The organism is Exiguobacterium sp. s64, from assembly GCF_018618035.1.
Taxonomy (GTDB): Bacteria; Bacillota; Bacilli; order Exiguobacteriales; family Exiguobacteriaceae; genus Exiguobacterium; species Exiguobacterium mexicanum_A.
On sequence record NZ_JACSLH010000018.1, the window covers coordinates 1 to 12482 of the forward strand.

Annotated in this window: 12 protein-coding genes; 10 read left to right on the forward strand and 2 right to left on the reverse strand. The window is 52.5% G+C overall.

Annotation, left to right across the window (positions count from 1 at the left end; translation table 11 throughout):
* Positions 1 to 168: 168 nt before the first annotated feature.
* From msrA to KNP64_RS14595, 5 genes are all read left to right on the forward strand, one after another.
* The gene (msrA, locus tag KNP64_RS14575) at positions 169 to 1119 is read left to right on the forward strand and encodes a peptide-methionine (S)-S-oxide reductase MsrA (protein WP_214794157.1); all 951 of its coding nucleotides are present in this window, start codon (positions 169 to 171) and stop codon (positions 1117 to 1119) included.
* Positions 1120 to 1132: 13 nt separating this feature from the next.
* Positions 1133 to 2428 carry a DUF2252 domain-containing protein gene (locus KNP64_RS14580; protein WP_214794154.1) on the forward strand — a complete coding sequence of 432 codons (1296 nt, stop codon included), beginning with the start codon at positions 1133 to 1135 and terminating at the stop codon, positions 2426 to 2428.
* Between the two features lie 68 nt (positions 2429 to 2496).
* On the forward strand, positions 2497 to 2769 hold the full coding sequence (locus tag KNP64_RS14585) for a DUF5327 family protein (protein WP_058764957.1): 273 nt from the start codon (positions 2497 to 2499) through the stop codon (positions 2767 to 2769).
* Positions 2770 to 2874: 105 nt separating this feature from the next.
* A complete protein-coding gene (locus tag KNP64_RS14590; protein WP_035385631.1) occupies positions 2875 to 3240 on the forward strand; it encodes a rhodanese-like domain-containing protein in 366 nt (121 codons plus the stop codon).
* 149 nt (positions 3241 to 3389) lie between these two features.
* Entirely contained in the window at positions 3390 to 4022 is a 633-nt protein-coding gene (locus KNP64_RS14595; protein ID WP_021065989.1) for an HAD family hydrolase, read from the forward strand.
* Between the two features lie 38 nt (positions 4023 to 4060).
* Here the strand turns inward: KNP64_RS14595 and KNP64_RS14600 are convergent, their stop codons facing one another.
* Positions 4061 to 5473: an NAD-dependent succinate-semialdehyde dehydrogenase gene (locus KNP64_RS14600; protein WP_214794151.1), complete on the reverse strand. Its 1413-nt coding sequence runs from the start codon at positions 5471 to 5473 to the stop codon at positions 4061 to 4063.
* 88 nt (positions 5474 to 5561) lie between these two features.
* Here KNP64_RS14600 and KNP64_RS14605 point away from each other — a divergent pair, with 88 nt between their 5' ends.
* On the forward strand, positions 5562 to 6077 hold the full coding sequence (locus KNP64_RS14605) for a glycerol-3-phosphate acyltransferase (protein WP_029594574.1): 516 nt from the start codon (positions 5562 to 5564) through the stop codon (positions 6075 to 6077).
* The gene (locus tag KNP64_RS14610) at positions 6070 to 7662 is read left to right on the forward strand and encodes a GNAT family N-acetyltransferase (protein ID WP_214764430.1); all 1593 of its coding nucleotides are present in this window, start codon (positions 6070 to 6072) and stop codon (positions 7660 to 7662) included. Before KNP64_RS14605 ends, KNP64_RS14610 begins: the two co-directional genes overlap by 8 nt.
* Here KNP64_RS14610 and KNP64_RS14615 read toward each other — a convergent pair.
* Positions 7601 to 9238 carry an ABC1 kinase family protein gene (locus tag KNP64_RS14615; RefSeq protein ID WP_214764429.1) on the reverse strand — a complete coding sequence of 546 codons (1638 nt, stop codon included), beginning with the start codon at positions 9236 to 9238 and terminating at the stop codon, positions 7601 to 7603. The two genes, KNP64_RS14610 and KNP64_RS14615, sit on opposite strands and share 62 nt — an antisense overlap.
* A gap of 100 nt (positions 9239 to 9338) precedes the next feature.
* On the opposite strand from KNP64_RS14615, the gene KNP64_RS14620 reads away from it, so the two are divergent.
* The 3 genes from KNP64_RS14620 (at position 9339) to KNP64_RS14630 (ending at position 12313) form a co-directional block, all read left to right on the forward strand.
* Positions 9339 to 9938 (forward strand): trimeric intracellular cation channel family protein, encoded by a 600-nt coding sequence (locus tag KNP64_RS14620; protein WP_029594577.1) that lies wholly within the window; start codon positions 9339 to 9341, stop codon positions 9936 to 9938.
* A 14-nt stretch (positions 9939 to 9952) separates the two neighbouring features.
* The gene (locus KNP64_RS14625) at positions 9953 to 10318 is read left to right on the forward strand and encodes a DUF423 domain-containing protein (RefSeq protein WP_029594578.1); all 366 of its coding nucleotides are present in this window, start codon (positions 9953 to 9955) and stop codon (positions 10316 to 10318) included.
* Positions 10319 to 10777: 459 nt separating this feature from the next.
* Positions 10778 to 12313 carry a murein hydrolase activator EnvC family protein gene (locus tag KNP64_RS14630; protein ID WP_138858675.1) on the forward strand — a complete coding sequence of 512 codons (1536 nt, stop codon included), beginning with the start codon at positions 10778 to 10780 and terminating at the stop codon, positions 12311 to 12313.
* Positions 12314 to 12482: the final 169 nt, after the last annotated feature.

Here is a 12482-nt window from a genome sequence, read left to right on the forward strand (position 1 = left end):
AAAAGGGGCTCGGGCAGAGCGCCTAAAGGCCCGAAAACGACAAAGTCACGTTTCAGTTCGCCTGAAACGTGACTTTGTCTACAATCTGACGAGAACACGTTCGTGGTTCTCGTTTTTTGTTGTCGACGAGATTTTTTGGGTACACTACATAGTAAGGAGGGATTTATTATGGCAAAAGCTACATTCGCGGGAGGCTGTTTTTGGTGCATGGTCAAACCGTTTCATAAATACGAGGGGGTCGAGCAGGTCATTTCTGGCTATACGGGCGGACATGTCGACAACCCGACGTACCAACAAGTCTGTTCGGAGACGACCGGTCACCTCGAGGCGATCGAGGTCACGTTCGACCCGGACGTGATTTCCTATGAGGAACTATTGCGCATCTATTGGCGTCAAATCGACCCGACCGATGGTGGTGGACAGTTCAATGACCGGGGTGAGTCGTATCGACCGGCCATCTTCTATCATTCAGAAGAACAGCGCGTCGCGGCCGAACGGTCGAAACAAGAAATCGAGGACTCAGGCCGGTTCGATCGACCGATCGAAGTCGAGATTCGTCCAGCGAAGACGTTCTGGGAAGCGGAAGATTACCATCAAGACTATTACAAGAAAAACCCGTTCCGTTACGAGATGTACCGCGTCGGTTCTGGTCGGGCCAAGTTCGTGAAAGAAGCGTGGAGTGACAAGAAGCTCCAGAAAGAATTGAAAGATCGTCTGACGCCGATCCAATATAAAGTCACGCAAGAGAACGGCACCGAGCCCCCGTTCCAGAACGAATATTGGGATGAGGAACGGGAAGGGTTGTACGTTGATGTCATCGATGGCACGCCGCTGTTCACGTCGCGTGATAAATTTCAATCCAACTGCGGTTGGCCGAGCTTTGCTCGTCCAATCGAGGAGAAGCGCATCGACATGAATATGGACACAACGCACCATATGGTCCGGACTGAAGTCCGCTCGAAAGGAGCCGACAGTCACCTCGGTCACTTATTCGATGACGGCCCGAAGGAACTAGGGGGTCTGCGCTACTGCATCAACTCGGCAGCACTCCGTTTCATTCCAAAAGAAGAACTTGAATCTGCAGGATATGGAGAGTACAAGCACTTATTCGATGCGTGAAGGGGAGAAGGTCATGTTCACATCCGTCAAACAACAGATCCGTCGTGAGACGCTCGCGACCGTCTTGGATTACTACGACAAATCGATTCGGAATCTATCGGAAGCGGCTAGAGATGAGAAGTACAACAAGATGAGCGCGACCCCGTTCTCGTTTTTCCGGGGGAGTTCGCACTTGTTCTATTATGACTTTGCGAAAGTGCCGCTCGCGTTCGATACCGACGCGTCCCATCCGACGTTCATTCAAGGGGACTTGCATTTTGAAAACTTCGGTGTGTTCGAAGATGGGGCCGGGACGATCATTTACGATGTGAACGATTTTGATGAGGCGTATCTCGGCTCTTATTTGTTTGACGTGCTGCGCATGGCCATCTCGGTCGACTTGTTTGCCGCCGAGTCAGGTTTTGACGCAACTCGGGCCATCGAGACGTATGCCGACACGTATGCGCGCGCGATGGAGCGCTATGCGAATGGGAAAGACGAGGATGTCCAATTCACGAAAGCAAACACGTGCAAAGCGATCAAGAAAGTGATTAAAAAGGCCGAGAAGAAGAAAGACGCGTTCATGGCCGAGCGGACGGAAGTGCGGGATGAGGAGCGTTACTTTGCGACGAGTGACGACCTCGTTCCGGTCAGTCCGAAGACGGCGAAGCAAATCAAGCAGGCATGGCCGGACTATTTGTCGTCGTTATCGGAGAAACATCGCCATCACGCCGACCATTACAAGATTAAAGATATCGCCATTAAACGTGAGAGTGGCACCGCTTCGATTGGACTCGAACGCTATTATATTTTGATTGAAGGCGCGGACGAGGAGCATGACGAGGATATCATCCTTGAAATGAAACAAGCCCAATCGGCCGTCCCGTCTCTCTTCTTGCCGACGCATCCATTGTTTGAGGACGGGCTGTCCCATCAAGGGGCCCGTGTCATCGCGGCTCAGCGTGCCATGGTGCACAGTCGTGACCCGTATCTCGGCTACTTAACGATGGACGGGAACGAGTATTACGTGCGGCAACGGTCACCTTATAAGCGGAAAGTGAAAGCGAAGCACATCAAAAATGAAGAATCGCTCATTGAGACGTTGAAAGTACAGGCGGAGATCACGGCCAAGATCCATGCCCGGGCGGACGCGGATGCGAACGTGCTCGATTATGAGGCGAGTGAACGCATCGCGACGGCCATCGGTGTGTCGCGCCCACTGTTTATCCGTCAAATCACAAGGTGGTCCCAATTTTACGCTAATCAAGTCAGGTTCGACTTTGAGGCGTTCCAGACATGGCTCACGACGCGCTCAGAGACTCACGTCTGACGAGCATCGGACTTGCGGCCAGCCCCTCGTTTGCCTCAGAATGGAACGGTAAAGGATGTGTGCGATAGATGATTACGGAACAACAGGTCATCCTGCAGATGAAGCAAGTGATGACACAAATCGAACAATCGAGCGGAGAGGCCCAGAAGCGCCACTTGGCCAAGCTGATGGGGTATTGCGAGCTACTGCTCGCCGATTCGGCTCCGACGCAACAAGCAGTGGTTCCTGTGGCCCAACCGGTCGAGTCGAAGCCGCCGCTCGATCGTCAGATGGCGGCGTTCCTTGGAATTCCGCTTGAAGAAGAGGATAAACCGAAAACTGATTCATTGCTCGACTTTTAAGCTGTGCCCTGTGGCACAGCTTTTTTTGTGAGGCGTTCGCGTTGACTTATATACCGTAGGGGGTATAATGGGGTTAACTAAACTATACCTAACGGAGGCGTGACTATGCTTGACTTCTTGTTTGTTGCAGTAGTGATCGGATTGATTTATTTTTGGTGGACGAAGCGAAACAGCGTCAAAACAGTTTCGACGGATGAATTGAAACGGAAGATTGCCGAAGAGCGAAACATTCAACTGCTCGACGTTCGCGAACCACACGAATACCGGGGCGGGCATATCAAGCAAGCGAAAAATGTGCCGTTATCGGGATTCGGGAACGCGAGTGCCCAATATCCGAAAGATAAAGAACGTCCGGTCTACGTCATCTGTCAAAGCGGGATGCGAAGTCAACGGGCCGCGGCCATGTTGAAGAGCGCGGGTTATACGGACGTCTACTCGGTCAAAGGCGGTATGAGTTTCTGGCGTGGCTGACAGTTCTCGGTTGAACATTTGTTCAGCCGTTTTTTTATGGACTCTGAATTTCACTTTTAGAGGTGAGATTTGCGTGTGACGTTTCCGCTTTCGGTTTTCAGGGGATTCTGCTACGGTAGGAACATAGGAAAGAGAGAGGGGACCAGACAATGGCAGTCATTTTATTTGATATCGATGGGACGCTCGTCGACACGACCGGACCGATGACGCAAGCGATTCACGAGGCGTTGGAGCAACTTCCGCATTTACCGAAACCGAGTGAGGATGCGGTCCGTTCCGGTTACGGGTTGGCCGGCAACGCATTTTGGGAACATGTCATCCCGGAAGCGACGATTGAAGAGATTCGCCAAATCCGCAAGTTACGGCATGAGACGCTCGAGCGGGCGATGGAAGGACAGCTCGTCTTGTTCGACGGGATTTACGAGATGCTCGAGGCGCTTCATAAAAAAGGGCATACGTTGACGACCGCGAGCAACTGCGGCGTCCATTATTTGAACCTGATTCTTGACTCGCAAAACATTCGCCAGTTCATGACGGCGCCAGAATGCCTCGAATCCGTAAGTGGTGAGAAAAAAGCCGACATTTTGACGGCGCATCGCCTCCGTCACGGCGAGAACGACTATGTGATGGTCGGGGACCGGAAATCGGATGTCGAAGCAGCTCGGGCCCATGACTTCCCGGTCGTCTTGACTGGCTTTGGGTTTGGAAACGAGGATGAATGGGCTCTCGCGGATCATGTGATTGCGACGCCGAACGACTTGATTACGTATATCGAATCATAAAAAAATCCGGTTGAACATCGCGTTCAACCGGAATTTCTTTAAAGGCCAAGCGAGATATATTTGATTTCCAAAAATTCTTCGATGCCATGGTGACCACCTTCACGTCCGAGACCGCTCTGCTTCCACCCGCCGAACGGTGCTTGCGGTGTCGACGGGAGACCGTCATTGACTCCGACGATGCCGTATTCGAGCGCTTCGGCCAAATAGAGGGCCTCGTTGATGTCTTGTGTGAACACGTAGGAGGCGAGACCGAACGGGGTCGCGTTCGCCCGCTCAATCACTTCCTCGAGCGTATCGAACGACGCGATTGGGGCGACGGGCCCAAACGTCTCCTCGTTCATACATAGCATATCCTCATTCGCATAGCGGACGACGGCCGGTCGGACGAACAATCCGTCGAGCTGTTCGCCACCCGTGATTTCCCCGCCCCGGATTTGGGCGTCTTCCAAGTGCTTCATGACTTTATCGACCGCAGCCTCGTCGATGAGCGGGCCGATGTCTGTCCCTTCATCGAGTCCGTTCCCGACTTCGAGCGCCGCGACGGCCTCGATGAATTTTTCGGAGAACGCATCGACGATGGACTGCTCGACATAAATCCGGTTGGCGCAGACACACGTCTGTCCGCCGTTACGGAATTTCGTGGCGACGGCTTGCAGTACAGCCTTGTCGAGATCTGCCTGCGCCGTTACGATGAGCGGGGCGTGACCACCGAGCTCGAGCGAGATTTTCTTCATTGTATCGGCGGCGCCGCGCATGAGCGTCTTGCCGACCTCGGTCGAACCGGTGAACGTCAATTTGCGGACACGGGGGTCGTGTTGCCACGTGTTCACGATGTCAGAAGCTTTCCCGGTGACAAGATTGATGACACCGGGTGGGAAGCCTGCTTTCTCAGCCAGTTTGACGAGTTCGATCGCCGTCAATGGTGTCGCTGATGCCGGTTTCAATACGACGGTACAACCTGCGGCAAGCGCCGGCGCCAATTTTCGGGTGATCATGGCGGCCGGGAAGTTCCATGGGGTGATGGCGGCGACGACGCCGACCGGTTGTTTAATGGCAAAGATGCGTTTCTTGTTTGACGATGCCGGAATCGTCTCGCCGTACACGCGCCGACCTTCCGCGGCGTACCACTCGATAAAGCCGTTCGCATAGCGGACTTCGCCGATGGCTTCTTGGAGCGGCTTGCCTTGCTCTTCGACCATCGTCCGAGCGATGGCTTCCGTATGTTCATCGATCAGTCGATTCCATTCGAGCAGGAGGGCGCCTCGTTCTTCTGCCGTTTTCTCTTGCCAGTCCTTCAAGGCGTCGTGGGCGGCATCGACAGCCTGTTTCGCTTCGGCGGTGTCGCTCTTTGTCACCGTGGCCATAATGTTGCCGGTCGCGGGATTCCGCACCACGATCGTGTCCGATGTATCAATCCATTCTCCGTTGATGAAATTGTTCTCCACTCGCATCTTGATTTCCCCTTTCGTCTAGGTGCACATTAAGAAGGTACCCGATTTCAAAAATCATACACAATTTTACAACGGGGGAGGGGTCGCTATGTGGGTCATCATCTTGGGCTATGTCGTCGGCAGTATACTTGGTGGGCGCTTATACGGCAGGTGGAGCGGTCAAGACTTGGCAACGAGTGGGTCGGGAAACACCGGTGCCCGCAATGCATTACGGATTGGCGGGAAGCGAGCGTTCTTGTTCGTTTACGGATTCGACGTCTTGAAGACGGTACTCGTGTTGTCAATCAGCGGTCCATATTTTTTTGAGACCGGACTCGCCTTGACGCTCGGGCACATTTATCCGATGTGGCATATTCGCACCGGTGGGAAGGGGTACGCCGTATTTTCTGGAATTATATTAGCGTACAGCCCGTTATGGTTTTTAGCAGGACTTGCCATGTTGCTCATTCTCATCAAACTGACGCGTAACTCGCGCGAGACGGGGCTTGTCATGCTCATGCTCTTGCCGCTCGCGGCCTGGGGGGACGCAACAGATGTCAGTGTGGCCAGTTTGACGATGATTTTGATCATGTACCATCATATAAGGGGGAAACAACGTGCTTGAATTTCGAAGAGCGACGCCGGGGGATGCGGAAGCGATTCATCGATTGAACTATGAGACGTTTGTCGAAGAAATCCCGCAACACCATCCGAACGAGGAGCGACGACTCGTCGATCGCTTCCATGATACGAATACATACTGGATTGGGTTGGCAGACGGGCAGCTCGTCGCCATGTGTGCCATCCGTGACGAACACCCGTTTTCACTTGAACAAAAAGGTGTGACGCTGCCGCCGGGAGAGTGGATTGAAGTCCGACTATTGGCTGTGACGCCCGCCTATCGGAACACAAGGACGTTTGCCGGACTTATGCGAGCGATGCTCATGGAAGCGACAGACCGGGGTGTGGAAGGGATTGTCATCAGCGGAACCGTACGCGAACAGAAGCTATATCGACGGTTCGGGTTTATCCCGTTCGCACAACCGGTCGGGACGGCGGAGGCGTTATACGTGCCGATGCAGTTGACGCGCTCTGGGTTCATGCAGTCAGAGACCGCTCGAACGTTGCGGCCAAAGTTACTCCTCGCCGGTCCCGTCGAACTGTCGAATCAAGTGCGCGCTGCGCTTGCCGCTCAGCCGGTATCACATCGGTCGACTGAGGCCAGCCGTTTGCTCCATTCGGTCCAGTCGAGGCTGAGCCATCTCGTCAAGTTGCCTCATGTTTACACATTACTCGGGAGCGGGACGATTGCGAACGATGCCGTCGCTGCCCAGTTGCACGGACGTGGCGTGATCATCGACACAGGGGAGTTCGGACGGCGGCTGATTGACCATGCCAATCGGGCTGGTCTTGAATTTGATGTCGTCCCGCTTTCGGCTGGGCGTCGTCTCGACTTAAAGCGAATCGGACAACATGCACCAGATTGGATTTGGACGGTCCATTGCGAGACGTCGACGGGGAAGCTGGTCGATTTGGACCAGTTGCGTAAGTATGCACACACACATCCGACGAAGATTGCGATTGATGCCATCAGTGTGGTTGGGACGAAAGTGACCGACTATTCGTTCGCGCATCTGGTGACGTTCGTCTCGGGCAAAGCGCTCCGAAATGCCCCTGGATTGGCGTTTGTCGCCATGCGAGATCGAGCCGTCCCGAACCCGTCGATTCCGCGTTATTTAGACTTGGCAGGCTATGACCCAATCGCCTTCACGCAATCGGTCCCGCTCATTCAAGCGATGGACGTCGCCTTGCGCGAACTGACGGACGCGGAGATTGCGACCCATCAATCCAAACTTGATGCGTTCGTACATGAACTGGTGCGCCGCGGTATATCGGTTGAACTCGGGGACGATCAAGCGCCCGGCATTTTTTCGCTCGCGCTGCCAGACACACTGTCCTCGATTGAGCTAGGATATCAATTGGCGTTCCATGGCTATCAAGTGCAGTACGAGAGCGTTTATTTGCGGCGTGCGAACTGTCTCCAAGTCTCCACGATGGGATGGACGACCGACCGGGATTTGCAGCAAGTCGCCGCCTATATCGGTACGTGGCTCCAGAAAAAAACCGCCACTCCAGGGAGTGACGGGTTCAGACGCGGAAATCTTGGCGGGCCAAATGACGAATCTTTCGACCGAGGCGTCTTGAGTTGAAGTAGGCGACGACGGCGACGACCCCACCTGACCAAAACAGCCACTCATCCGGTCGGAGATAGCCGAATAGCCCGACGACGAGGCCGAGGATGATGACCCCTGAGTTGAACGTCTGGCGGTGGAGCAGTTCTTTCGACTCGAGCTCACGTTGGAACATCGCTTGTTCGGACAGGCGCTTCCGGGTCGGCTCTTTCAAATAGTTATCGAGGAGTGGCGGGGCGTTCAGCAACTTCTTGCCGTAGTTGAGCGCCGTCATGACGTAACGGTTCTGAATCGTCGTCCCATCGGACTCGAGCCATTGAATGACAATCGGTTTACCGAGCGTAAACAAATCGATTTTTGAATCAAGGATTTGCAGAATCCCGAGCAGCGTCGAAGCGGCCCGACCGAAGAAGGCGAACTCGGCCGGCAGTTGGATCGGCTCGTTCTTGACGAGCAGTTGGATATCTTGCAACACTTTTTCGATCAGCTTCGTATCGACCGTATCGATATCGGTCTCTAAATAGAACGTGACCGCTTTTTCAAGCGCTTGACGAATGTTATGCTTGTTCGCCGTCGGCAACAGGAAACGCAAGTCCTCAAGTCCGTCGACGACACCGTCATAATCAAGCGAGATGAACGCCTGCAAGATTTTACGGATCGTCGCCATGTCTTGGGCAGTCGATGACCCGACCATTCCGAAGTCGAGCAGGATGATCGTCCCGTCGGCCCGGATTTGGACGTTACCGGGGTGGGGGTCGGCGTGGAATTGTCCGCCGAACAACAGTTGCTCGGCTGCCATCGTGAACAACCGTTTGGCAAGTGCGGAGCGGTCGATATTATTTTCTTTTAAGAAAGCGAGGTCGGTGATGCGGCGGGCTTCGACCCAATCCATCGTCAACACCCGATTCGTACAAAGGTGGTCATAATAGTCCGGGATGTACACGTCGGGGTTATCGGCGTATTTCGCTTTGAAATAATGGGCGTTCTTCAATTCGGTTTGGAAATTTAACTCGTCCCCGATGACAAAAATCATTTGGCGATATAAGCTATCTAAGTCGGTCGATTTTGCCAGCGATGTCCGCTTGAGCATCGTCGTGACGATTCGCATCGCTTTGAAGTCGGTCCGAATGATCTTTTCAATGTCTGGACGCTGGATTTTCAAGGCGACGCGCTTCCCGTTCTCAAGCAACGTCGCGCCATACACTTCCCCGATTGAGGCAGAGGCGACGGCGTCGATTCCGACGTCTTTCACAACTTGTGTATACGGGACGCCCCATTCTGCTTCCAGGATGGCGCGGGACTTGTCCCAGCCTGATGTAGGGACACGGTCGACGAGCTCGGATAACTCGTTCAATACAGAAGGAGGCAACAAGTCGGCCCGAATCGATAGAAACTGCCCGAGCTTGATGAGCAGCCCTTCGAGCCGGAGTGCGTTCCGCTTATACTCGCGGGCAAGGTTCAACATGAGCGTCTCATACTCTTCGGTTGACGCGAGACCTTGTTGCTGTTTGCGGGAGAATGCATAAATTTTAATGATGAATCGGGCGAACATCGTGACGATAATCCATATGCGGAACAAGGCGATTCGTTTCATAAAAGTACCGACATCCTTTACAAGCAGTCGCTCGACTGATCTGATTTTTTATATCTTAACTTTACCACAGAATGCTTTAAAGAAAGGGCAAGGGATATTTATGGAGTGGGAATTACTCAACGTCGTCGGAACGATTGCGTTTGCGGCGAGCGGTGCCATCATCGCGATGGACGAGAAATATGATATTTTTGGGGTATGGTTGCTCGCTTTCACAACAGCTTTCGGTGGCGGGGCCATCCGAAACGTCTTGCTCGGAAACCCGGTCAGTTTGATTTGGCAACAAAACGATCTCTTCATCCTTTGTTTTCTTGTCGCATTGCTCATCTTCCTGCTGCCAAACGTTGTTTTGCCGCATTGGGAACGCTGGGGCGTCATCGTGGACGCAATCGGTCTCGTCGCCTTCGCGTTTCAAGGAGCACAGGTCGCCATCAAGCTTGATTTACCATTATCGGCCGCGATTGCAGCGGCCGTTTTGACGGGTGTCGGTGGCGGGGTCGTCCGTGATTTGTTGGCCGGCCGAAAGCCTCTCGTCCTACAATCGGAAGTATATGCGATTTGGGCGATCATTATCGCGGTCGTCACATATTATTTCCGTCTTGAAGGAGGACTTCCTGTCTATACGTTACTTGTTGTCGTTGCGGCGCTTCGAGTGATATCCTACTATCGAAAGTGGAATTTACCTGCACGTAAAGTGCGATAAGGGGGAAATTAGTGATGAAAGCTTTACTTATTATTGGCGCCGCTTTAATGGCGCTCGGCGTCGCGTTCGGTGCGTTCGGGGCCCATGCGTTGAAAGAACGTCTGGCACCGAATATGCTTGCGAATTGGCAGACCGGTGTGCTCTATCATATGATTCACGCTATCGGCATCATCGCTTTAGCGAGCATTTTGATGAAAGTGAGCATTAGCCAGTTCAACACAGCAGGATGGCTCATGTTTGCCGGGATTCTCTTTTTCTCAGGCAGCCTGTATGTCATGGCATTGACCGGAATCACGAAGCTTGGAGCGGTCACACCAATTGGTGGCGTGCTGTTTATCGCCGCATGGGTGTTCGTCATCATCGGCGCATTCAAATTGTAATCAAACGTTAACGTCTGATTAACAGTCTTCTTGTATCATTCAAGGTGTGAGACCCCTTGTCTCCACACCGACGAACAATTGGCCCGTTTAGCCTTTTTCGCCTGGAGCGAGAGACTAAATAGGCCCTTTTTACGTTTTTTGGAAATGGTTAGACTTAGAAAAATACCTGGATTATACTTTTTTAATATAAGGTCAATAATTTCCTATTTTCATCTATTATTACAACTATGTTTCGAGAAAAGAAAAGTGAAAAAATGTTGAAATATAAAGGGGTGGGGAGCCGTATAAGGTTTCCCACCCCTTCGTCGTAATAAAAGTGAAATATAACTTTAACAGGAAAACATTCGACACTTCGATATAATTAGTCGTGTTGAAACTAAAAAAATAATCGTTTTTGTTACATAGCAAAACGACTGACCTTTAAATAGTACGTGAACCCTAACCCCGTCAATAGAAAGGATGTCCCCATTGATCAATTGGAAACGCACCGTCTCGACACTCACGCTTAGCGCGCTTCTTCTTGGGACGCACTCGGTGGCTGATGCCTCGACGTCAATCAAGGAGAAACAAGAGCAGCAGAAGAAAGTGCAAGAGCAACGGAATAACGTCAAACAGAACCAATCGAATACGTCTTCGAAAATTAAGCAAAATAAAAATGAAATCTCGAAAGTTCAAGCTGAAGTCAACAAGATGGATGCCCAACTTCAAGACATCATCAATGATGTCGCAGCGAAACGCCAAGAAATCAAGCGTACTGAGTTGAAAATTGAAGACCTCGAAGCTGACATTAAAGGCTATGAGAAGAAGATGAAGGCTCAAGAAGCAATGATGAAAGAGCGTATGGCCACGATGCAAACGAATGGCGGCGGCTCAATCAATTGGGCTGAGTTCATCTTCGGTTCGAAAAACTTCTCGGACTTGATCACACGGATGATCACGGCCGGAACGATTCAACGAAGCGACCAAGAGTTGTTTGAAGACTATGAAGCGACGCGTCAATCGTTACAAGAAGCGCAAGCATCACTTAAAGAAGAACGCACATCGCTCTTGAAGCAACAAAAAGCGCTAGAAGTACGTCAAGCTCAACTCGAGAAGAAGATGAAACAGCGCGAAGCTCGCATCAAAGAGCTCGAGGACAAGAATATCAAATTCGAATCGCAAATCTTCGACCTTCAAGAAATCGAAGCGACGTTAATCGCGCAAGAAGAAGCGATTGCGGCTGAGATTGAAGCGCAACGTCGTGAGGAAGAAGAAGCGCGTCGTCGTGCTGAAGAGGCGGCTCGTCAAGAAGCAGCCCGTAAAGCTGAAGAAGCTCGCCAAGCAGAAGCGGCGCAAGCAGCAGCAGCGGCCCGTCAAGCAGAAGAAGCAAGAGCGGCAGCGGCTAAAGCCGAGGCAGAACGAGCAGCAGCTCAAAAACAGCAGAACAATAACAATAATACCCAGTCGTCTTCATCTTCAAACCAGACGACACAAAATAGCACACCGGCACCGAAACCGGCTGCGCCAGCACCAAAGCCGGCGCCGGCACCAGCGCCTAAACCAGCTCCGATGGCACCGACCACATCGGCACCGGCACCATCGGGCGCAATGTTCATTCAACCGACAACGGGACGTTTCTCACAAGGATGGGGACCGGCAAGCGGTCAATTCGGCTACTCGTTCCATAACGGCGTCGATATCGCTGGACCTGTCGGAACACCAATCCGTGCCTCGGCAACGGGAACGGTCATCCGTGCCGGCTGGGGTGGCGCATACGGGAATCACGTCATGATTGCCCACGTCATCAACGGACAAGTTTGGACGACGGTCTATGCCCACATGAACTCGGTCTCAGTAAGCGCCGGTCAACGTGTGACACAAGGCCAAAACATCGGCGCGATGGGTAGCACAGGGAACTCGACTGGCTCACACTTGCACTTCGAGGTTCATCAAGGCAGCTACTCGTACTCAGGAACGAGCGCGGGTAGCACAGTCAACCCACGTCAGTTCTTCTAATGATCAACGAGGACCCGTCAATCGTGACAGGTTCTCGTTTTGTGTCCCATCAAAACCAAAAAACAAGCGCCTATCCGTTGCTGAACTGCTCCCCGTCAAGTAGACAGTGTAAATAATGAAAACCAACCTAGGCGGCTTGAGACCTGTATTCGACAGGACTCAGGCCGTT

Bases quoted from the DNA above. Each gene is read 5' to 3' on its own strand.
- msrA (WP_214794157.1), top strand. From the start codon at position 169: ATGGCAAAAGCTACATTCGCGGGAGGCTGTTTTTGGTGCATGGTCAAA.
- KNP64_RS14580 (WP_214794154.1), top strand. From the start codon at position 1,133: ATGTTCACATCCGTCAAACAACAGATCCGTCGTGAGACGCTCGCGACC.
- KNP64_RS14585 (WP_058764957.1), top strand. From the start codon at position 2,497: ATGATTACGGAACAACAGGTCATCCTGCAGATGAAGCAAGTGATGACA.
- KNP64_RS14590 (WP_035385631.1), top strand. From the start codon at position 2,875: ATGCTTGACTTCTTGTTTGTTGCAGTAGTGATCGGATTGATTTATTTT.
- KNP64_RS14595 (WP_021065989.1), top strand. From the start codon at position 3,390: ATGGCAGTCATTTTATTTGATATCGATGGGACGCTCGTCGACACGACC.
- KNP64_RS14600 (WP_214794151.1), bottom strand. From the start codon at position 5,473: ATGCGAGTGGAGAACAATTTCATCAACGGAGAATGGATTGATACATCG.
- KNP64_RS14605 (WP_029594574.1), top strand. From the start codon at position 5,562: ATGTGGGTCATCATCTTGGGCTATGTCGTCGGCAGTATACTTGGTGGG.
- KNP64_RS14615 (WP_214764429.1), bottom strand. From the start codon at position 9,238: ATGAAACGAATCGCCTTGTTCCGCATATGGATTATCGTCACGATGTTC.
- KNP64_RS14620 (WP_029594577.1), top strand. From the start codon at position 9,339: ATGGAGTGGGAATTACTCAACGTCGTCGGAACGATTGCGTTTGCGGCG.
- KNP64_RS14625 (WP_029594578.1), top strand. From the start codon at position 9,953: ATGAAAGCTTTACTTATTATTGGCGCCGCTTTAATGGCGCTCGGCGTC.
- KNP64_RS14630 (WP_138858675.1), top strand. From the start codon at position 10,778: ATGTCCCCATTGATCAATTGGAAACGCACCGTCTCGACACTCACGCTT.